Origin of the sequence: Pseudoalteromonas sp. APM04 (assembly GCF_022809815.1) — a bacterium.
Lineage (GTDB): Bacteria > Pseudomonadota > Gammaproteobacteria > Enterobacterales > Alteromonadaceae > Pseudoalteromonas > Pseudoalteromonas marina.
The window spans coordinates 453,134-475,789 of sequence record NZ_CP094442.1 but is presented as its reverse complement, the minus strand read 5'-3'; the positions used below and the strand labels follow the sequence as shown (position 1 = coordinate 475,789).

At 40.1% G+C, this 22,656-nt stretch carries 18 protein-coding genes; 9 read left to right on the top strand and 9 right to left on the bottom strand.

Translation table 11 applies throughout. The features are described 5' to 3' along the window. Positions 1-2: 2 nt before the first annotated feature. The 3 genes from MTP24_RS17995 (at position 3) to MTP24_RS17985 (ending at position 3,275) form a co-directional block, all read left to right on the top strand. Positions 3-998, top strand: coding sequence for a Gfo/Idh/MocA family oxidoreductase (locus tag MTP24_RS17995; protein WP_138739591.1), 996 nt, complete (start codon positions 3-5; stop codon positions 996-998). A gap of 470 nt (positions 999-1,468) precedes the next feature. After that, the gene (locus MTP24_RS17990; RefSeq protein ID WP_006791608.1) at positions 1,469-2,212 is read left to right on the top strand and encodes a FadR/GntR family transcriptional regulator; all 744 of its coding nucleotides are present in this window, start codon (positions 1,469-1,471) and stop codon (positions 2,210-2,212) included. A gap of 205 nt (positions 2,213-2,417) precedes the next feature. Continuing rightward, positions 2,418-3,275: a DMT family transporter gene (locus MTP24_RS17985; protein ID WP_243533920.1), complete on the top strand. Its 858-nt coding sequence runs from the start codon at positions 2,418-2,420 to the stop codon at positions 3,273-3,275. A gap of 37 nt (positions 3,276-3,312) precedes the next feature. Here the strand turns inward: MTP24_RS17985 and MTP24_RS17980 are convergent, their stop codons facing one another. Together MTP24_RS17980 and MTP24_RS17975 are read right to left on the bottom strand one after the other, a co-directional pair. Beyond that, positions 3,313-4,515, bottom strand: a complete 1,203-nt coding sequence (locus MTP24_RS17980; RefSeq protein WP_008129705.1) for an MFS transporter — start codon at positions 4,513-4,515, stop codon at positions 3,313-3,315. Between the two features lie 56 nt (positions 4,516-4,571). Further along, positions 4,572-5,666 carry an NADH:flavin oxidoreductase/NADH oxidase gene (locus MTP24_RS17975; protein ID WP_138739587.1) on the bottom strand — a complete coding sequence of 365 codons (1,095 nt, stop codon included), beginning with the start codon at positions 5,664-5,666 and terminating at the stop codon, positions 4,572-4,574. A gap of 465 nt (positions 5,667-6,131) precedes the next feature. Here MTP24_RS17975 and MTP24_RS17970 point away from each other — a divergent pair, with 465 nt between their 5' ends. After that, a complete protein-coding gene (locus MTP24_RS17970) occupies positions 6,132-8,546 on the top strand; it encodes a TonB-dependent receptor (RefSeq protein WP_243533918.1) in 2,415 nt (804 codons plus the stop codon). Between the two features lie 91 nt (positions 8,547-8,637). After that, on the top strand, positions 8,638-10,221 hold the full coding sequence (locus MTP24_RS17965) for a sulfotransferase (protein ID WP_243533916.1): 1,584 nt from the start codon (positions 8,638-8,640) through the stop codon (positions 10,219-10,221). A 131-nt stretch (positions 10,222-10,352) separates the two neighbouring features. Here the strand turns inward: MTP24_RS17965 and MTP24_RS17960 are convergent, their stop codons facing one another. After that, positions 10,353-10,787, bottom strand: a complete 435-nt coding sequence (locus tag MTP24_RS17960; protein ID WP_006791602.1) for a potassium channel family protein — start codon at positions 10,785-10,787, stop codon at positions 10,353-10,355. A 559-nt stretch (positions 10,788-11,346) separates the two neighbouring features. Here MTP24_RS17960 and MTP24_RS17955 point away from each other — a divergent pair. Next, positions 11,347-12,789, top strand: coding sequence for an IS1182 family transposase (locus MTP24_RS17955; protein ID WP_202819450.1), 1,443 nt, complete (start codon positions 11,347-11,349; stop codon positions 12,787-12,789). 286 nt (positions 12,790-13,075) lie between these two features. On the opposite strand, the gene MTP24_RS17950 is transcribed toward MTP24_RS17955, so the two are convergent. The 5 genes from MTP24_RS17950 to MTP24_RS17930 form a co-directional block, all read right to left on the bottom strand. Further along, entirely contained in the window at positions 13,076-14,485 is a 1,410-nt protein-coding gene (locus MTP24_RS17950; RefSeq protein WP_243533913.1) for a serine hydrolase domain-containing protein, read from the bottom strand. Between the two features lie 127 nt (positions 14,486-14,612). After that, entirely contained in the window at positions 14,613-14,996 is a 384-nt protein-coding gene (locus MTP24_RS17945; RefSeq protein WP_243533911.1) for a hypothetical protein, read from the bottom strand. Positions 14,997-15,129: 133 nt separating this feature from the next. Beyond that, a complete protein-coding gene (locus MTP24_RS17940) occupies positions 15,130-15,501 on the bottom strand; it encodes a DUF4288 domain-containing protein (protein ID WP_243533909.1) in 372 nt (123 codons plus the stop codon). Between the two features lie 330 nt (positions 15,502-15,831). Next, positions 15,832-16,920 carry an IS91 family transposase gene (locus MTP24_RS17935; RefSeq protein WP_243533907.1) on the bottom strand — a complete coding sequence of 363 codons (1,089 nt, stop codon included), beginning with the start codon at positions 16,918-16,920 and terminating at the stop codon, positions 15,832-15,834. Beyond that, positions 16,917-17,750 (bottom strand): tyrosine-type recombinase/integrase, encoded by an 834-nt coding sequence (locus tag MTP24_RS17930; RefSeq protein WP_243533905.1) that lies wholly within the window; start codon positions 17,748-17,750, stop codon positions 16,917-16,919. Before MTP24_RS17930 ends, MTP24_RS17935 begins: the two co-directional genes overlap by 4 nt. Positions 17,751-18,425: 675 nt before the next feature. Between MTP24_RS17930 and MTP24_RS17925 the strand changes: the two genes are divergently transcribed. Genes MTP24_RS17925 through MTP24_RS17915 form a run of 3 tightly spaced genes read left to right on the top strand, consistent with a single transcriptional unit; the run spans position 18,426 to position 22,132 of the window. Continuing rightward, complete coding sequence (locus MTP24_RS17925; protein ID WP_243533903.1) at positions 18,426-20,279, top strand: CIA30 family protein; 1,854 nt, start codon at positions 18,426-18,428, stop codon at positions 20,277-20,279. A 27-nt stretch (positions 20,280-20,306) separates the two neighbouring features. Next, positions 20,307-21,347, top strand: a complete 1,041-nt coding sequence (locus tag MTP24_RS17920; RefSeq protein WP_010556810.1) for a histidine kinase — start codon at positions 20,307-20,309, stop codon at positions 21,345-21,347. Next, positions 21,344-22,132, top strand: coding sequence for a LytTR family transcriptional regulator DNA-binding domain-containing protein (locus MTP24_RS17915; protein ID WP_243533901.1), 789 nt, complete (start codon positions 21,344-21,346; stop codon positions 22,130-22,132). Before MTP24_RS17920 ends, MTP24_RS17915 begins: the two co-directional genes overlap by 4 nt. A gap of 17 nt (positions 22,133-22,149) precedes the next feature. Here the strand turns inward: MTP24_RS17915 and MTP24_RS17910 are convergent, their stop codons facing one another. Continuing rightward, positions 22,150-22,554, bottom strand: coding sequence for a hypothetical protein (locus MTP24_RS17910; protein ID WP_243533899.1), 405 nt, complete (start codon positions 22,552-22,554; stop codon positions 22,150-22,152). Positions 22,555-22,656 lie beyond the last annotated feature (102 nt).

The following is a 22,656-nucleotide window of genomic DNA, read 5'->3' as shown; positions in this document are numbered from 1 at the left end:
GTATGAACTTTGTAATTGTAGGTACTAATTTTATCAGCGACACATTACTTGACGCTGCTAATACTCTCGCTGATTTTAATTTATACGGGGTTTGCTCTCGCGCGCTTTCAAGCGGCGAAGCATTTTTAGCAAAGCACCCGCAAAATACACATGCAAAAACGTTTACCAGTATTGAACAAGTTTGCCAAGACGAATGCGTTGACGCAGTTTATATAGCCGCGCCCAACAGCTTGCACAAACAGTATGCGGTTAGGTGTTTAAACGCAGGTAAACATGTACTCGGTGAAAAGCCGTCCGCAGCCAATAGCCAAGAACTAGAAGAAATCATAGCCACCGCCAAGCAAAACCAGTGCTTATACATGGAAGCAATGATGACCACCCATTTACCTAACTTCACATTGTTAAAGCAAGCACTTAGCAGAATAGGCACTCCTCGAAAGTACATTGGTCAATACAGTCAATATTCATCTCGTTACGATAAGTACAAAAATGGGGAGCGCCCTAACACCTTTTTACCTGAATTTGCCAACGGTGCTTTGGTCGATTTAGGTATATACCCTCTTTACTTGTTAATTGCACTTTGGGGCGCGCCGCATAGTGTAAATGCAAGTGGCGTATTACTAGATACCGGTGTTGATGGCGCAGGCGATGTACTGCTTAATTATTCAAATAAGCAAGCTGTGATTAGCTACTCAAAAATATCGCAAGGTGACAACATAACAGAAATACAAGGTGAACTTGGCAGAATGCGTATTGAAGCCGTATCGCAACTCAAAAAAGTAGAGTTTATTGCTAACAATGGCGAATCAGAAATTATATCTGAACAATTTGATAAGCATTTTATGAAGTTTGAAGTTGCTCACTTTATGCAACTCATAGAAAAAAAACAGTGGGAATCTGATGTAAACACCTTCGCGTTGTCATTAGATGTTATGAATGTACTTGACGAAGCTCGTAAACAATTAGGTGTGATTTATCCAAACGATAAAACACATTAATTTAGCCCTTGACTGGGGTAAGTTGTATATGGGCGTTAACCAACGACAGTTAACGCCCATGGGGAAATGCAAATCACTATACTAACTACACACTTTTACTTACGCACATTACAACAACGATCCCCATCCGTGGGCAATCAATTTGATATAATGACCTAAAGTATTTACCAATTACTGACTGACAATAGAGCTATTACTCAATCTTAATCAGAAAACAGCCATTGCTCATTTTAACGGCGTAAATCAAAACTAACACACAAAAACATAACCAATCAAGCTGGCCAATTGTTTAATTTTAAACTAAATTGGTATTACACAAATTAAACCAACAAACAATATTGTTTTATAACCAAATCATAGCGCTAGAATTTTGACATATTAGTGAGGTTTGGGGTAACCTTGTCGGTTAATAAATGATATAAATTTTTAGACCTAAATGGTCAATATTCCTTAGGGTATGAAGGTACAATATGGGTAATCGTCGCTTATTTTGGCGCATTGTTGATAAAATAGAGTCTTTAATAAATCAAGGTGAGTTTACTGCTGGGAGTCGTTTACCTCCTGAGCGTGAACTTGCAGAAATGTTTGACGTAAGTCGCCCAACAATTCGAGAAGCAATTATTGCATTAGAAGTACGTGGACGGGTTGAAGTTAAAACCGGTTCGGGTGTTTATGTTGTTGAACAAAAAAATGCCTCTATAAAATCAAAAGAGATCAGCGCATTTGAATTAACTCAGGCCCGCGCACTCATCGAAGGCGAGATTGCAGCACTTGCCGCTCAAAGTATTACAGAAGAAGAACTTGAGCAGCTAAATCAAACGCTAATAGTAATGGAAAAAGGGCTTTATGTAGAGCAAGCAGACCGAGAATTCCATGAAATAATTGCCAGAGCAACACGCAATAAAGCGCTTGAATTTGCTGTTTCTAACTTGTGGGATTTACGATTAAAAAACCCACAAATTGTTGCCGATTACAGTAGTGTTTGTACTAATAACAACGAATGTGTGATGGATGAGCACACCGCTATTTACACGGCATTAAAAGCACATGACGCAAGTGCAGCCCGTGCGGCCATGCATAAACACTTCAACCGATTAATAAATGCATTGTTTGACGCTGTAGAAGCGCGTGCTCTTGAAGAAATAAAACGTAAAAATGACGAAAAACGCGGTCTTTACTCTTTGGACGGTCTCGTTAATAAAAGCGCTCACTAAGTTTAAACATACTAGCAAACACCTGTTTGCTAGTATGTTGCCCTTCATTAGATCTTACTCTAAACAGCCACACCTATTTTTTAATCGCAAACACTTACCAATCGTACTAAAAGCAGATATTATCCCGCCACAAAATATAGCCATTGCATCTTAAATAGTGGAAATTTATGAACCCTATTAACAGTGCTTTAAATTAGGGACAACAATGCAATCAAGTACCAAAGACTTCATATTAGCAACTGTTTGTTTATTAATTGCCATGATGACCATTCAATCGGGTGCGTCGTTTGCAAAGCAACTATTCCCCATTATTGGCCCCGAAGGGACGACCGCGCTTAGGCTTGGTTTCTCTGCACTTATATTATGTTTAGTATTTAAACCATGGAAACATATACCCGCCAGAGGAAGCCGCTTAGCTATTGTGGTTTATGGTTTAAGCTTAGGTGGAATGAACATTCTGTTTTACTACGCTATTGAGCGCATACCCTTGGGTATTGGTGTAGCACTGGAGTTTACTGGCCCCCTTGCCGTTGCTTTATTTAGCTCTCGCCGTAAACGCGATTTATTTTGGGTTGCCTGCGCCATTGCCGGTATATTACTTTTATTGCCCGATATGAGCGGTGAAGAGAGCCTAGATCCTGTTGGTGTTATTTTAGCTTTAGCAGCAGGTGCATGTTGGGCTGGCTATATATTGTTTGGTAAAAAAACCGGAATGCAAAGCTCAGGTGGTGCAACGGTTGCCCTAGGTATGACCGTTGCGGCCATTGTGCTTGTGCCCTACGGAGGCATTATGCAAGCGAGCGCATTCACATGGGAAGTTATTCCTCTGGGGATTGGTATTGCAGTTTTATCAAGTGCGTTACCCTACACGTTAGAGATGGTGGCACTGCGTAATATGCCTTCTCAAGGCTTTAGCATAATGATGAGCCTTGAACCTGCCATTGCATCACTTGCTGCCTTTGTTATTTTAGGCGAGCTACTCACACTCTGGCAGTGGTTAGCCATTTTATTAGTAATTATAGCCTCGGCAGGAAGCTCCTTCTCTGGCGAGTCAAAAAAGTAGCCTAAACCAAAAGCCATCAACCACGATGGCTTTTTTGTTAAGCTGTATGTGCTTTTTGTTTTTCTTTTTTAGCAGAATAAACAAACCCTATTAACGCAATAAGCGGCATTGCAGCCGCAACTAAAGCTATACTTTCCCACCCCCCAAACTCATATAATGAGCTAGCAATTAATGACCCGACAGCACCGCCCAAAAATATACTGGTCATGTAAATGGCGTTAAGCCGAGCACGGCTTTGTGGCTCTAGCGAATAAATTACCCGCTGACCAAGTACCATATTGGCTTGCACTGCAAAATCAATTAAAACACCGGTTAGCGCCAATATGATAATGCCGTTTGGTAAATCAAATAAGCTGGGTAAAAAACACAATAATGCAATCACTTTGGCTAATAACGACATTTCGTAGGTATAGCCTTTGTCAGCTAAACGCCCAACAATAGGCGCTGCAACAGCACCGGCTGCGCCCACTAAAGCAAACAATGCTATTTGAGTTTGCGAAAAACCATATTCTCTGGCAAGCACAACAGGCACTGTCGTCCAAAACAAGCTAAATGACGCAAACATTAGCCCCTGGTAAAAAGCACGTTGACGAAGCACAGGTTGACTTATTACCAGCGACTTTAACGATCGTAATAAAGCAAAGTAACGTGTGTTATGCGTTGGCAACCTTTTGGGTATAGCAAAGTGAATAACTAAAGCAATAAATACCATGCATCCCGCGGCAAAAAAGAACACGGCACGCCAGCCAAAATGATCAGCAATTATGCTGGCTACAGGTCTTGCTAACAAAATACCCAACAACAGCCCCGCCATAATATTACCTAAAACTTGCCCCCGCTTTTCGTCTGACGATAAATGCGCCGCCAACGGAATAAGTACCTGCACCGATACCGAGCTTGCCCCCACTAGCAAACACAAAAACAGCATTGTATTTGGAGTTTGAACAACCCCCAGTCCAATTAGGCTAAAAAATGTAATACACAGAGTAATTAACATTAACCGTTTATTTTCAACTAAGTCGGCTAACGGCACTAAAAAAAATAACCCAATGGCATAGCCAATTTGAGTTAAAGACACAATAAAGCTGGCACTGTGTGCACTTAAACCCACATCCGGAGCTAACAATTCTATAATAGGTTGTGCATAGTAAATGTTGGCAACAATTAAGCCGCAACATAGTGCAATAACGCTTACAAGAGTACGGCTGATCTGCACAGGGTCTGCGCTTAAATTAGACATGGCATTCTCAAAATTAATTAGATAAAACCTCAAAAAAATGAGGTTTTTTTATTAGGTCACTTTATGGGCGAAGGCTTTCCGTGCGGGCTTGAACGTAAATATTGCTTAGGTGCGTTAACTGTTGCACCCAATTCAGCTGCTGCATGCCATGGCCAATGTGGGTTATATAAAATACCTCTAGCTAAAGCCACTGCATCCGCTTTGTGCTCGCTTAAAATATTTTCTGCTTGTTGCGCTTCGGTAATTAAACCCACCGCAATAACCGGCATATTAACGGCCTGTTTTATTGCAGTAGCAAAAGGCACTTGAAAGCAAGGCTCAACAGGTATTTGCTGTAAAGGGCTTAAACCCGCTGTACTTACATGAATAAAATCACAACCAAGCTCATCAAGCGCTTTAGCAAGCGCTATTGATTGCTCTAAATCCCAACCACCCTCAACCCAGTCAGTCGCTGAGATTCGAATACCCACGGGTTTATTAACATTAAACTCAGCGCGCACCGCTTTAAAAACCTCCATTACAATGCGCATACGGTTTTGTAAACTGCCTCCATATTCATCGTCACGCTTATTACTCAAAGGTGATAAAAACTGATGCAACAAATACCCATGAGCACCATGTAATTCGATCAGATCAAGGCCTAGCTCGTCGGCGCGTTTAGCAGCGCTTGCAAAGTCCGCAATTAATTGCGCTATATCTGCTTTACTCATTGCAACAGGTTCAAACGAATGCTCATCATAAGCCTGTGCTGATGGCGCAATAGTCTGCCAACCATTTTTATCGCTAGGTGAAATAGCACCTACGTCGTCCCAAGGTTTACCGGTTGACGCTTTACGCCCTGCATGCGCAAGCTGAATACCTATAGGCATGTCACTATATTGCCTAACCGTGTTTAAAGTTTTACCTAATGCTTGTTGGGTTTCATTATTCCACAGACCTAAATCACCATAGCTTATTCGCCCCTCAGGGCTTACAGCCGTCGCTTCCATAATAAGTAAACCGGCTCCACTTAAACTCAGTTGACCTAAATGAATAGTATGCCAATCAGTTGCCTCACCATTAATAGCTGAATATTGGCACATAGGTGCAATAATAATGCGGTTAGGTAAACTGAGCTTACCCAAAGATAACGGCGAAAAAAGCTGGCTCATAACAGATCCTTGATGCATACGAATTAAAAATTAAATTGAGTGTACGAACTAATAAACACATTCGCCCATTTAGTCATATAAAAACCTTTATTTAAAAGTAGGTTATGGGGAGGTAAAACTTTTTTTAAACCGCTACAACTTACTAAAAAATAAATGGCTCCTGCCCAACCAAATAAACTTACAAAAAATTAACACCACCAAAATCCAAGCATACAAAAAAGGATGAATAGTCATTCAAATATTCACAAAAATTAAAACCGTACATTAATTGTACCTTGCACGGGTAAAGCTAATAATAAATGGGTGATAAATTTAACAAACCCAACAAACCACACTCATCCAACCCTTTTTTATTCTAAAAAAGTGAATTTTAATTCAATTTATACATTCCCTGATTCGATTGTGACTGATATCATATTCACTGTACTTTACTTATGTTAAATCTTTGAACTAGGGATCATTTTTATGTTTAAACCAAGCTTGTTAACCTTGGCTATGTCGGGCGCCCTATCTAGCGCTTTTTTACTTCCAAATACTGCGTTTGCCCAAGAGCAAGAAGCCGCAAAAGACAAATCACTTGAAGTTATTGAAGTAACAGCAACACGACGTAGCGGCTCAGTGCAAAACGCACCGCTTAACATTACAGCGCTTGATGCCGACATAATGAAAGACCAAAACATCAGCGAGCTCGCCGATGTAGCACGTTGGGTACCTGGTTTAACAATTACCGATCAAGGTGGTCGTTCTGGTTCACCTATTATTGTACGTGGTTTAAATACAAACTCTTCAGGTCCATCATCAGACGGTGGCACCGTTGCAACTTACATTAACGAGATCCCAGTCGCCATTGATATGCGCCTAGTCGACGTAGAGCGCGTAGAAGTTCTTATTGGGCCACAAGGTACGCTGTACGGTGCAGGTACATTAGGTGGTGCTATTCGTTACATGCTTAAAGAGCCTGAGCTTGATTTCACATCACTTGAAGTATTCGGCAATGTATCGCAAACACAAGAAAGCGACTCTATTGGCGGTGAAGGTGGATTCATATTTAACTTACCATTAATTGAAGACACACTTGCCGTTCGTGCTAGCTTAAACATTTACGAAGACCCAGGTTTTATTGACTATGGTTACGTAGTGCGTGAGCCGGGCGTATCGTTACCTGACCCAGATTGGACCGACAGCGCAGCAGTTAACAACAACCTTAAAAATGTAGAAGACTCCAACGGTGAATCAACCACTACAGGGCGTATTTCTGTTCGCTTTAAACCAAGCGAAACATTTGAAGGTACACTTAACTACTTTTACCAAAATCAAGACAGCGAAGGTCGTTCAATTGTTCATTACAATACATTAAGTGCCGATAACGGTCTTAGTGATTTAATTGGTGAATACGAGTCAGGTTACCGCTACGAAGAGCCACGTGAAAAAGAAAACCAACTACTAAGCTTAGAGTTAAAAGCAGACCTAGGTTTTGCTGAATTAGTATCGGCAACAGGTATTTCGAATTTTGATGCAGACGGCCAACGTGACCAAACCGATTTACTTATTCGCCTTGATTACGGCTACGAAGAATTTCCTGCGTTTTCATCGTTCACACGTGAAATTGAAGAGCAAGATACGTTCACACAAGAAATTCGTTTAGTATCACAAAACGACAGTGACATTAACTGGATTGTAGGTGGCTTTTACAACAAAATTGAAAGCGATGCGTCTAGCCAAGAATACACGCCAGGCTTTGGCGACTTTGCAGTAGAAAATTTTGGCGCAGATCAATCTCGTCCAGATCAACTTGAGTACTACTCAATTGACCGCGTTGAAATAACAGAATCGGCTTTATTTGGTGAAATTGGCTACCAAGTTACCGACAAACTCGATATTACTGTAGGCGCTCGTTTTTACAAGTACGATGTTGAGTCTGAGTCAGCGGTCGATTTTCCATTATTTAATACCTTATTCGGCGGCGCAGGCCCAGACGAAGTAACACTTAACTTTGAACAAAATGAAGCAAGCGACAACGGCAGCCTATTTAAATTTAACGCCAAGTATCAATTTACTAATTCAGTAATGGGTTACGCAACAATAAGTGAAGGCTTCAGAATTGGTGGTTCAAATGGTTTAGCACCTTGTCCTGATCCATTACCAGCTAACCAAGCGGGTTGTGGTAACCCAAGTGAAATGCTTTACGATGCAGATACAACAACTAACTACGAGCTTGGTTTTAAAAGCACATGGTTAAGAAGCCGTTTACACTTTAACGCTGCATTATTTAATATAGATTGGGACGACGCACAAGTTGCCGGTGCAACTGAGGTAGGCCAACTACCGTACTTGTCTAATGCCGGTTCAGCCAATGCGAAAGGTATTGAAATATCGTCGCGTGCAATTTTATCTGACTCATTCTCTGTGTATTCTACATATGCATACACAAAAGCAGAGTTAACATCAGACGCACCATTCTTATTTAATTCAGACGGAACAGATGGTGCAGAAGATGGCGACCGTTTACCAGGCTCGTCTGAGCACCAGTTTTCAATGGGTGTAAACTATCAGACCGATGTGTTTAACGACAAAACGCTTGATATTAACTACGGTATTACCGCACAAAGCGATGTAATTTCTCGTGTTGGTTTACGCGATAACGGTGAAACATTACCAGGTTATAGCTTAAGCAATATTTCAGCTAAACTAACCGCCGATGAGTGGTCAGCGACCGTTTACGTAGACAACGTATTTAATAAATACGCCGTTACGTCTGTTCGCCGTTCAGATGCCGATATTACCTCAGCAAATAGAACTGATATACAACGTAACTATGGTTACTTTATCAACCGTCCATTAACGGTAGGCATTAAATTTAATTATAAGTTTGAAATATAATTAACCGTTAAGTTTAAGTACAATCAAAAGGCTCAAATTTATTTGGGCCTTTTTTCTTTATTAACGCGTAACTAAACAATACAAATAAAAAATGCAGCCAAATTTAAAACAACTCCATCAAAGCGCTATTAAATATTTAAACGAAGGCAAAGTACAACTTGCCCACAAAAGCTTAGTTGAACTGGTTTCGCATAAACCTGACTTTGCCGACGGCTATTTTTTACTGGCAATGGTTAACTTGCAAGTAGGGCAAATTTATAAAGCCATCAAGCTAATCGAAAAAGCCTTAACACTTGGCTCTAGCATTGAATATACTGCTCAACTGGCAAAATGTTATGCGCTTACCGGTGACTTAAAAAAAGCAAAGAATGTAGCGCTGTCGGTGCCTATTACACAAATAAAAAAAGCACTCGACGCCGATACTCTAGGCGTTGCACTTACGCAAGCAGGCCTACACGAACACGCTTTACATTATTTTGAATGTGCACTCACATTAGCCAATGCCAAACAACAACCTCAACCCCAGTTTTATTACAACTTTGCAGTAAGCGCCAAGTTTTTGGGCCTATTTGACAAAGCACACACCGCGTTTGGACATGCCATTGCACTTAACCCGCTTCATCATCAAAGCCACTTTGCACTCAGTGATTTAACTAAAGTAACAAAGCAAAAAAATAATATTACACGGTTAAAGCAAGTGTTTGAGCAGGTTTCACACCCTGATGCTAAATTACACATAGGCCATGCACTGGCAAAAGAATACCAAGATATTGGCGCATTTTCTGACGCCTTTACCGCGTTACAACAAGGTAAAGCAGCAAAGCATGCACTTACCCCGTTTGATAACGCATCGTCAAATGCGTTGTTTGAACATATAAAACAACTCAGTGCTAAACACAAAAACCAACAAGTAAACGGCAATCCCACCGCTGAGCCTATTTTTGTATTAGGTATGCCCCGCTCTGGTACCACATTAGTTGAGAGAATATTATCGAGCCACAGTGACGTGCAGTCAGCCGGTGAATTACAAGACTTCGGCCTAAGCGTAAAAAGATTAAGCAACACACCCACACCTAACGTGCTCGACATACAAACACTCACTAAAGCGTATGAACTTGATTTTAATCAGCTTGGCTCAACATATTTAAACGCCACCCGCGTTACTACCGGTAGCCATAAACATTTTATAGATAAACTCCCGTTTAACTTTTTTTATATCGACTTAATCACTAAAGCACTGCCAAACGCTAAAATTATTTGCATGCTGCGCGACCCAATGGACACCTGTATTGGTAACTACCGCCAACTATTTACTATTAACAACCCTTACTACGCGTATTCGCTAGACCTACTCGACACTGCTAAATTTTATAGCCGTTTTTATAAACTCATACAGCACTTCAGCACCCTGCACAGCAATATAAAAATTGTGAAATACGAAGAATTAGTCGCACAGCCCGAGCAGCAAATAAAAGAGTTAGTCAGCTTTTGTGATTTAGAGTGGCAAGAACAGTGTATAGACTTTCACTTAAACACCGCACCGGTATCTACTGCCAGTAAAGTGCAAGTACGCCAACCGCTAAACAACAAAGCCATTGGGCGTTGGAAGGCATTTAAACCCCATACTGACGAGGCTCAAAATTACCTGTTAGAGCAAGGAATTACGTTGCAATAGCCATTAATTATGCATTGCTTTAGTAAAAGTGAATTTATAAGCCAAAGTTAAAGCTTAGGTTTATAAATTCATAACACAATAAACTTCCCAGCTTTAACTAGAGAGTTTTTATATATTGCAATAGAGAGCATTTAACTTGGCTTTTTAGATTGAACTTTTCTTATTTGAGAAATAGCTTCCATTAAAAAAGCCGTATTAAGCCCTACAATTATTAACCCATTTACAGCCGTTAAACTGCCAAGCAGCCGCCATTGAGTGCCCAACACAACATCGCCATAACCAAGTGTTGTAAAGGTAACAACCGAAAAGTAAAGTGCGGACTCTAATTCGCTAAAAACATCAAAAATTAAAAATATAGCAGCCCATAACCACGCACTCGCCGTTAAGCCTCCTACCAACCAAATTACCATTGCCGTGACGACTAAAATCATCTTTAGAGTTTTTGAGCCATTTAGTAACCAATCGTTAATATTAGCCAGCACTTTAGACAAAACACCAATAAACATTGCTTGTATTAGCACCGTGCCACAAATAACAAATGTTCCAATAATAAGCTGTATTAGCATTTTGATCCCACTGCTTAAATCCTTATATTTTAAGTAACATTATACATAAAATTCACAACAGGGTAGGAACCTACATTCACTATAATAAAGTATTTTTCCTACCGTTATTTAACAGTTTATTACTGCTATTACTACCGTGCTAAAACTCAGCCAAAACCTAAGTAAGACAATATTTAGGTAAATAAAAACAGAAATAAACACTTAAAACCAAAAGGAAATGCAGTAACCGTAAACATCACTGTACCACTACACACTTAACCGCTAAGTAATCACCGGGAAAGCAATAACAAAAATGTTTGGCGTAAATCATCAATTTAATAAAACTACAGATAGTTATGCCTGTACTTGCTTTAACTCACCTGACTCATATTTCGTTAAATTTTCATTTAACTCGATAGATTAGGTTTAATCTGCAAAGTGCCCAGACTGTGTGAAAACTCTGATCACCTTTTGGTCTAAGTATCTGCTGCTTATGATCGATTAATCTATACATTTAGTTCACTTAATATACTGATATTTATATAATAAGACTATTGATTCAGTCGAGGGTTGAGGCAATATGTCAAAGTTTATAAGCGGTGAAGATCGTAACCAATCAACGTTATTTCCAGAATCGTTGGAAGACTACGTCAGTGAAGATAATACGGTCAGAGTAATTGATGTTTTCATTGAGGAACTAAATCTAGCTGAATTGGGGTTTAAAGGATTAACCTTAAAGTCCACAGGCCGCCCTAAGTATCATCCAGCCACACTATTAAAGCTTTATCTTTATGGTTACCTCAACCGTATTCAATCATCCCGCCGATTAGAAACCGAATGCCAACGCAATATTGAACTGATGTGGCTACTTGGTAAGTTGGCACCCGACTTTAAAACGATTGCTGATTTTAGAAAAGACAACGGAGGCGGTATAAAAAATGTATGCAAAACGTTTGTTGAAGTCTGTCGTCGCCTGAATATGTTTGAGAAACCCGTTGTTGCCATCGATGGTAGTAAGTTTAAAGCTAGCAACAACAAAGGCAATAATTTTACGCCAAGCAAAGTTAAATTTCACATCGACCGAGTCGAAAAGAACATTGAACGTTATCTTGAATTACTTGATGAAGCCGATAAAGAGCAAGCTAACGTCACAAAAATTAAAGCCACAAAAGAGAGACTAGCTGACTTTCGCAGCCAGTTAAAAAAACTATACGAGATTAAAGAACAAGTTGAAGCTCATCCTGATAAGCAAATATCCACTACTGATCCTGATTCACGTTTAATGAAAACTCAAGGTTTTACAAGAGTTGTGAGTTATAACGTACAAAGTGCGGTTGATACCAAGCATCACCTCATAGTGGCGCATGACGTGACCAACGTGCCAGATAGAGGCCAGCTTGCGTCAATGACGAAACTCGCACAAGAAGCATTGCGCAAGAAAGATATACGGGTATTAGCAGATAAAGGTTACTTCAGTCAGCCTGATATAAAAGACACTATCGATTTGGGTGCAGAGCCAATCATGCCCAAGACGGATACATCGTCCTCTGAAAAGAAAGGGATATTTAACCGCTCACTTTTCAAATACGATGCAAATAAAGATATTTACTTATGCCCCGCTGGTAATGAACTTCAAAATCGAATGCAGGTATTTGAGCAAGGTAAATACCTTGATGTTTACTTCAATCACATTGCTTGTCGAGATTGTAAAATAAGAAGTCAGTGCACTAACTCTAAAAAAGACCCTAGGCGAATAAGGCGGTGGGTGCATGAGATTCTGACAGAAGAAATGCTTCAAAAGCTAAAGAATCAACCTGAATTGATGCTTCATCGAAAGCAAACTGTTGAGCACCCCTTTGGCACAATTAAACTCTGGATGGGAGCTACCCACTTACTAACACGAGGTTTAAAAAGCGTGGGGACAGAAATAAGTCTTCATGTCCTAGCTTACAACTTCAGAAGAATGATAACAATTATGGGAGTTAACGGCCTAAGTAAAGCAATTAGAGTAGCGTTGCCATAGCAGTTTCGCTCGCGCGGAGAAAATTGCGATACTGAGAAAAAATCGATCGCAACCATCTTAAATGGTTTCAAACTAAGAACATACCCAAGACAATTTATTAAAAATTAGTTTTTACACAGTCTGTGCCATGAGCAGACATCGAAGGCTTTAATGTCTGAAGTCAAAATTTGACCCCGCTTGCTTCCTAAAATGACTAGAAGCATAAGTAAGACTCTAAACAGGAGACTAAACTTTCTGTTACTCATGGCACATAACGCAAAACTAAGCGGCTGGCGATAGCCTGTCCTTACCTGAGCATATTGTCATGACCGTAATTATCACTCACGTAATCACTTTTAAAACTACCATCAATAGTTAAAGATTTGCTAAAAGTACTTTTCGCAGCCTCGCTATCTCCTTTCGATAAATAGGCGAATGCCAAACTGTCGTAGGCCTGCGGTGCATTGGGAAACAATGAAACTAAATATTCGAACATATCAAATGCTTCGGTCCATGATTTTGTACTAAGTAGTTCCATTCCTACTTCATTAATTGTTCTGCCGATGAATCGACTGTAACCATTGTCTTTATAAACCTGTTTGAAGTGTTTATAGAATTGTTGTTTTCCTTTTGATTGATAGTACTTAAAGGCAAAGTTTTTTTCCAATTGTCTAATTGGTTGATACTCACCATTTTTGATGTAAGAGTGTATTCGACCAGAAATGCGTTCGGCAACTAAGTGATCAGTGTTTGCCAGAACAACTATTTCATAGCTAGTGTCCAAATCTACTTCCGCGGCTGCACTGACGCCCTGACCACCTCCATATGCGCCCCAATGGGAGCCGTCCATTGCAAATAGGTGGCGATTAATCGAGTCTGAGTTTTTTAATAACTTATTGCTATAGAATAACGCTCGATAAAATCGCTGCACATCCACAACAGTCGATTCAATGCCGCCATCGGGACTAGGGTGTTCATTAATACCGACCTTTCTCAAATTGCCATTGTACTGGAATGTATATCGGACTGACTGATATTCATGAGAATTAACCGGCCTGAAGGTCGTTGAAAACATCTCAACCCGATTGAAGATATTGTTTTTGAGTAGTTCTTCGAAAGGCTTTCCAGTTACTTTCTCAAGAATCACTCCTAATACCACATACCCATAATTTGAATATTTTCGATCAGTTCCAGGTGTATATAAAAGGGGGTTATTTATCAATATCTTTATTTTCTTGTTTAGAGTATCAAATGCAAGTTGATTCTGACGATATTCAGCCACAAAGATATCAGCAAAGCCTGCACTATGATTGAGTAGGTGCTCAATCGTGATTTTATCAGCATCAGGTTGTTTGAACCCCAACTCGAAGGTAACTAGTTTATCACTTAACTTTAATTTGCCAGCCTCAACCTGTTGCAAGATCAAGACCTTGGTAAAGTCTTTCATGATTGAGCCAAGATTAAAGCGACTTTGAATGCTGTTCTTTATTTTTTCTTCGACATTCTGAAAGCCATAAGATGACGCAAACTCCACCTCATTATCTTTAGTTATCAGTAATGCGCCGGAAAACCAGCCCATCTGCTGGTATTGCATGGCGATGCTGTCTGCAATCGTTGCGAGACTAACAGATTTATCTTGCTTTATATCCTCACTGTCCAAAGCCAGTGAATAACTGACAAAGAATAAAAGAAAGATTAAAACTAAATTTTGAACCATTTGGCGGAATCCTTTCTGTCATAACTTCCAAATATGGGACGCAAACACGTGTGCAAAAATGGCGAAGCCGCACACGTTTTTGCGTCCCAACGAGCGCCAGCGAGTGCCATAATTTGTTTGTTATATTTCATTGGTAAAAGACTTCCTTGGTGACATCAAAGCCACAATCCTCACCGAATGTAACGACTATCAAGTGTTTTCGAACTAAGCCTGCGTCGATGTCAAACCAAGTTTTAAATTCACTTCCTTCTTCAAAACTTTCTAGGGCTGCCGCAAACGTTGGTTCGTTAAAACTGTCAGCGACTAAGTGGAAACCTTGAAACGGCTCAGAGTTAAGTGCTTTTGGGGCTGAAATCAACACTGTGTAGTTATGCTCAGATAGTTTTACATCTATTGATATTTGCTCTGCGTACTTGGCGTTATACATTTCTCTCATTTCATCTGAAATACTACACCCTGCTTGGGCGCCAAATGATAGTGAAATTAGAAGTCCAAAAAAGTATTTGAGCATCAATTGCTCCTTGAAATATAACGCCTTGCTCAGTTGCGCAGCGGCTGTAGTGGATTTTTGTGCGAAAATGAGCACCGCGAATGCACAAAAAGGAGCGTAGACCGATACGTCAACTGGAGCAATTTGTTAAGTGTTACCCCTCCAAACATTGACTTTTACTAAGAATATTTGATTTTAGATTCTTGAGTTTACGGGTAGATTCCGACCATAGAATTTCGCCCCCACCTCCAATTTCTTCGTAAATCGCTAGAACCTGTGTAACACCAATGAACTCCCATTTCACATCAACACCTTCGGGGCCACCTTTGTACGGATAGTCATGATCTCGACCAATTTTCTCGACCTTCTCATATGCTTCCGATTTTGAATCCGCTCGTACAAGCACAGTATTCTCCCAGGAAAGAAATCTCTTTTCTGGATCATCTTTTGCTGAGTCCTCAAGCTCAAAAAACCTCAACATATATGAACCTACGTACCATTCAACTGGTGATGTGTGTTGTGTCATAGTTTTTGCACTTAACATTTTAGTATTTATGCGACACGCTGTTTGTGTTGCATAATCGCTTGTTGGACTGAGCCGCTACCTGCTCGGTGTGTCAGAGTTGGTGTTGTTTATGCTATGGGAATTTGCTTTTTGGAGGCTCTCACTTTCCTAGCTGATTTAATCAGCTAGGAAAGTGTTATGTAAGCTTTCCCTGCATTGCTCAGCGCTTATTATGTATTCATTACACCTAAATTTGCCTTAATAAGCAATTATATTTTTTACACGTACAGAGGCCGCTAGCCTGAGCAGTTAAGCAGGTTAACTAATTGATTTTAAGCAGCTACCTAGCTGCTAACTCGTTCGCTCTACTTTGGTCGTTGTTTCATATAACTTGAATACGCCAATTAATCGCATGATACCTACCTTACAATGCTGGCAAGGCCAATGCGGTATCAGTGTTACGTTTTCTGTCTTTAGCTTCTCCACTTTACCTATGTGTGATTCTTGTGACCTTATTAATGCTAACTTTCGCTTGCGACATGCATTAGCTAAAAAACCATAGTGACGAATGCGCATAAACCCTTTGGGCAATACATGTTGTAAGTAACGCCGTAAAAATTCATCACAGCTCAGTGTCATTACTTTATCGCGGTTGTTATCTGCATAATCGCGGTATTTAAAGCTCACTGACTGCTCATTCGCTGACACTAATCGCGATTCTGACATCACGCCTTTTCGTGTATAACGAGCAAGGTAACTAACTAGCTTTTCACTGTACGTTAAACAGGCTTTGCTATACACGCACCATTTGGTTGGCGTGTTTATCTTCGCGAATGAACCATCGCCTTCATTGAGCGCCGCCAGCATTTTACCTCTAAAGACTGTTGATAACGCTTTTACGGGGTATAAATAGCCTTTTTCTATTTCATGCCAGTGCGTTTTTTCAAGTGCACCTGCGGGTATCAAACAATGCAAGTGGATATGCTGACTTAAGTTTTGCCCCCATGTATGCAGTACGCTTGTCATGCCTAACTGACCATGCCTCTTTCGTTTCGCAAATTTACACAGCGTTTGCCATGCGGCTTTAAATAAACACTGGTACAACGCGTTTGGGTTATAGTGCGCAATGATATTCAACTCATGGGGGAGCGTAAAAACAAGGTGGAAATACCGACACGGTAATAAATCCTCTTGCTGCCTTTGCACCCACTTAGCCGTAGCCATGCCTTGGCAACGTGGACAATGACGGTCTCGACAGCTACATCCAATCTTTTGTGACTCACCACAGTTATCACATTGCCATGCTTGGTAACCGAGCTGACCTGTTCTGCATGATTGAAGATGCTGACAGACACGCAGTTGTTGATAGCTCATCGTATGATGCTGGCGATAATTCTCAAGATTCGAGTTTAAAATATCAGCGAGGTGTAAAGCGCTCATTGTTTACCCCAGCTCGCAAGCAAATCAATGCCGCCATGACCTAACTCTGGTAACCAATGTAAGTAACTTTGTGTGGTTTTAATATCACTGTGACCAAGCTGATGTTGCAGTTGATGAAGTGGCATACCTGATTCAAGTTGGTGTGTTGCATAAGCATGGCGTAAAGCATGTGGATTACAGTGCTTTAAGCCACACGCTTGTGCATGTTTTCTCAATGGCTTTCTGAAACTTGAGGGTGACATGGGTTTATCCATTAACCATCGTGAATAAAACATCCAGCCTGTTGGGTGGTACATTTTCCAGTAACTGCGTAATTGGTTTAGTACGCTATCTGAAACTACAACATAACGCGATTTATCTCCTTTACCTTGTTCAATTAAAATGGTTTTACGCTGGCCATCGATGTCTTGCACTTTGATACGTAACAATTCGCCAATACGTAAGCCACACCCATAGCACACCATAATCAATGTTTTTAAGCGCATATCGGTGCAACTCTCTATAAGCCGTCGCATGTCATCGCGCGATAAATACGTGGGTGCACGCAGTTTTACTTTTGGCAGTGTAATATCTAAGTTCAATGGCCGGTGTAAAATATTCTTAAACAAGAACCAAATACTGTTTATCTGTATTTTTTGACTCGATCTGGAAAGTTCACGAATCGCAGGATCGTTAAAAAAGGCGTTAATCTCGTCATCAGTAATCGAATCGAGTGGTTTATTAAAATAATGACTGAGTTTTAGTAAATGTTCACAGTAGCTTTTACAGGTACTTTGCGAATAACCACGATAGGCTATTTCAGTTTTGACTTGTTCAATGAGTGTATTCATGACTTACCTCCAAGTTATGGGATAACCCCAAGGTAAGTGTGGCTCAAATGGTCAGAATAGGATCTCCGCGTAGCGGCTTAGTTCAACAATTTAATAGTGCGCTCATCGCGCATATTTCTACTGACGCCACGCTCAATTATCTACTTTATATAGTTTTAACAAATAACCTAAGGTATTACTATCTCTAAGTATTCTAAATTTTTTAGGTAAAGTTAAGTGAATCAATATGCGCGCAGCGCTCATTTTCATGAATATATGCGCAAAGAGCAGTTTAACGAATCAATTAACGACGATATTTAGCCAATCTACAAAGCCGAGGGTCAAATCTTGACTTCAAAAAAGTCGAGAAAGTCGAGGGTCAAATCTTGACTTCAGACATTGAGACTTTTGACTAACTATTTCTCGCTCATTGCAGCCCTTAATAACCATTCAAACATGATCTAATTTTATAGCTTTGCCTTAAAATAGCCCCCCCGTCTATGTAACCTATCGCTCATTCAAAACACTTAATTTAGTTAGCTTGGGCGCCCCACCACAACGCTTATTTACTTTTGTGTCGGTTCAACTGCCAATAATGTCGATTCAGATAAAAATTAATGAAGCAGGTTATAAAAGTCGCTAACTTTCTTATCAACAAAACGCCAAATACCTATTTTTTTGATAAGGAATACAGTCATGAACATTATTACAAAAACAGTTATAGCACTGAGCTTAGCAAGCCACTTTAGTGCTCACGCCATTGACCTGCGAGTCGATAACATTCGTTTATACCAAAGTAGTTCGCAAAGCTTTTCTGCGCCAAGTTCGCTGTATATTGATGAAGGTAAAATTGTAAGCATTACTAAAGCGACTGACCCACTACAAAACGCAGATAAAACAATTAACGCCAACAACCAGTATGCAATACCCGGTTTAATTGATTTACATGTACATTTAGGCTCATCGGGCAGTAACTTTACTGAATTTCAGTATTTGCCGGTTAAATCGCACTTTAATTCTAATTTGTATTTAGGCGTAACCAACATTGTTGATTTGTTTTCGTTTGAACAAACCCTAAACGAAGCTGCGCAATTAAAAGCAGCCCAACTAACCCCTAACCTTTTTTATGCGGGTACTTTGTTTACCAACCCTGGCGGGCATGGCACGCAGTTTGGTGGCCAAGCATACGAAATTGCCAAAGATGAAGACATAGCAGCGCTGTGGCAAAAACATATAAGCACTAATCCACATGTAACTAAAGCGGTTATTGAAACCTTTGGCGGTGTAGGTAAATCGTTAACTGATAGCCAACTGGCTGAGCTAGGTAAGCGCTCTAAAGCCGCTAATTTACCGTATTTTGTGCATGTTTCTACACTAAATGATGGTAAACGTGCTATCAAAGCCGGTGCAACGGCTTTAGCGCACGGTATTAATAGCGAAGCGATTGACGATGAATTTATTACGCTAATGAAACAACATAACGTAACTTACATTCCTACCCTCGCGGTGTACCACAATCATAGCGATGAAAAGCATAACCATACTATTAGCTCACAAAGCGAGTTACTAAAAACCATTCCTGAAAAGCTTCAAGGCTGTTTGTTTGAAAAGGTGCCTGCACCTTCAAAGTGGAAAGAGCACGCGTGGGATGAGCGCAAAACCGCTTATGCAAATATACAAAAGCTACATAAAGCTAATATTACTATTGGCACAGGCTCTGATGCCGGAAACCCTTACACGCTGCACGGTACAGGGTTACACAACGAGTTAGATGCGCTTAAAAAAGCAGGCCTAACTAATGGTGAAATAATTAACGCAGCAACGGTTAACGGCGCAAAAGCGATTAATAAAGCCGAGAGCATTGGCAAACTTGCTAAAGGTTTTGAGGCAAGTTTTGTACTGCTTAAACAAAACCCACTTAATGATATAAATCATATTCACACTATCTCACAGGTGTATAAAACAGGTTTAAAAGTAGACCGCCCAGCGCTTATTGCTCAAAACAACGCCATTACACCACAAGGCCCTACCTGCAATGAAGAAGTTAAAAGCAGCCAAGCACAGCATACTATTGATGATTTTACCGGTGATACACCATGGCAAGCTATGAGCGATTCGGTAATGGGTGGGCAGTCTGTTGCAACGCTTACCACGCATAAAAATAGCTTAACTATTGATACAACCATTACAAAGCCTACAAGCTTTGGTGCATGGGCAGGCGCTGAAATTAAGTTTTCGTCACCGGCTGATGCCTCAACATTTAAAGGTATTCGCTTAACCTATAAAGGCTCAACTACACCTTTTGCTATGTCTGTTTATCATAGTGATGTAAAAGATTGGGATCACTTTAGTGTACTTTTAAAACCACGCGATGAGTGGACCACGCTTGATATACCTTTCACTACATTTAAACAGTTTGGGTTTGGTAGCCCCGTTACGTGGTCGGCAACAGAATTAACAGGGGTTAACTTAATGTGGCGTAAAATGCCAGGCGCAAGCAACGAGCCGTTAAAAAATACATTACAAATCAAAGAGCTAACTTACTTCTAAATAAGTGACAGTCAAAACACAAACTCTTTGGGTTTTGACTGTTTTTTGTTATGGTTTAATCACTTACAAAAAGAAGCACCTATTATGCTCAAACATCCTTTTTACAAATACAGCTTTTTTATTCTACTTATTGTTGATATTGCTTACGCCCTTGGGCTGATAATTGCTAACTCTGCGCCCTTAACAGGCGGCAGTGCACTCGCCGCAACCGTGTGGTTTATTACTTTTTATTGGGTTCCCGTATGGAGTGCGGCAGCGGTTATTTTTTATCTGCGCAATAAGCACATTAATAAAACAGCACTTGAATGGTTAATTGCCGTTGTATTTATGGCCCTCGGTAATGTGCTTACCGATGTATTACTGACACTGCTTTTTGATGGGCATAAATCAATGGGGATATTTGTTGTATTTAACGGCTTACTTTGGGGCTCGTGTATTTACCTTACCAGTATTTTTATTGAAAGCAAAAAACGCGTAACAGCCGAAAAGCATGCGCTTAAACAAGCCCAGCTTGCTACATTGCGATACCAGCTAAACCCTCATTTTATGTTTAATAGCTTAAATACAATTTCCGCTTACATACACACAAAACCCGATTTGGCCGATGAAGTACTGCATGAACTGGCTGATATTTTAAGGTACTCGCTTGATACCGCAGAGCAACAGCAAATACCTTTACAGCAAGAGCTTACCATAATAGAAAAGTACCTAAATATTGAAAAAGCACGCTTTGGCGATAAGCTTAAGGTTAATTACCACATTCCTAATACCCTTAAAAACAAAACGCTACCACCTCTACTTATTCAACCTATTATTGAAAATGCAATTAAGCACAATGCTAAACAAACTTCACTTACACTTAATATTACCCTGAGTGAAATGTCTAACGGGGTAAAAATTGTGATAAGCGACAACGGAAAAGGCTTTACTGACGATGTATTAAAATGTGGCTACGGAAAAGGTATAGGGATGAAAAACATTATGCTACGCGTTAATCAACTTGGACAAAGTAAAGTATTACTCAGTAATGATAATGGTGCTGTTGTTACGCTGGAACTAGCGTTATGAACAATATAAACCTGCCAAATACAACGGCTAAAATGCGCATACTGTTTGCCGATGACGAGCTCCCTGCTCGCGAAAAATTAAACCATCAATTAAGCTTAATGGAGCATGTTGACGTGGTAGGTATTGCCACTAATGGCAAAGAGGCCATTGCATTAATTAATGAGCTGACTCCTGATGTGGTATTGCTTGATATTCAAATGCCTGAAATTAATGGCCTTGAACTTATTGATTTACTTAACTACCAACCCATTATTATTTACACCACCGCGTACGACCAATTTGCGATTGAAGCATTTGAGCACGCCTCAACTGACTATTTACTCAAACCTTTTCCAATTGCACGATTAAAAAAAGCGTTAGCCAAAGCGCAGCAGCAATTAGAGCAACAACGAGCGCATACTCATGTAACTAGCTGCGCAGGTGAACCCGCTTTTACACTCACCGAAAGTTCATTAAACAAGCTAGTTAGTAAAAGTGGCGAGCGCATATTTTTGCTTTCCCCAAGCGACATTAAATTTATTAAATCAGAGCAAGGAAATAGCTTAGCGTGGAATGGAGAAACGTTTAATCATTTGAGCGACACGCTCGATCAGCTTGAACACGCCCTAGCCACGCACAACTTTGTGCGTATTCATCGCAGCTATTTGGTTAATATTGACCATATAAAAGAAATACAGCGCTGGTTTAACGGCAAATTGATGGTGATTGTAAACGACGATGTAAAATCGGAGCTAAGCACCAGCAGAGCCGGTGCCGATAAGCTAAAACAATTACTGCATATTTAGGCTTATTTTAAAGTTAGCTACTGATCATTATTTGAGTAAACACTTAAAATAGGAAATTTATATTTAGCAAACGAGACAGTTACCGACTGCGTTTCGTTACCCTTAAAACTTAATTTAAAAGGTTGAGGAGGTAGTCGCGTTCCATCAGCGAACAAAGCCAGTAAGTGGTCTTCGTTAAGCTCACGATTACCCGTCGATAAATTAGTGAGTGTTATTACTGCCCAGCGTTCACCCTCGTTATTACTCATTAATATGTAATTTAAAACATTGAAGTCGCCTTTTTTAGGCGTAATGTTAGCATCGTTTGGAAATGCTAAATGCAAGCTATTAGGTATGGCTCTGTCTACGTTTATAACGTTCTCAGTATTTGCCAAGACCGAAGACGACAGTATAACCAACATTAAAATCCATGCTTTAATCATATTAATAACCTCCTTCAAGCGTACTTAATGACGTTTGTATAGTCTACATAGTTAAGCATACTCTCAGCATTTACCTATTATGTAAACATACACAACAAATTC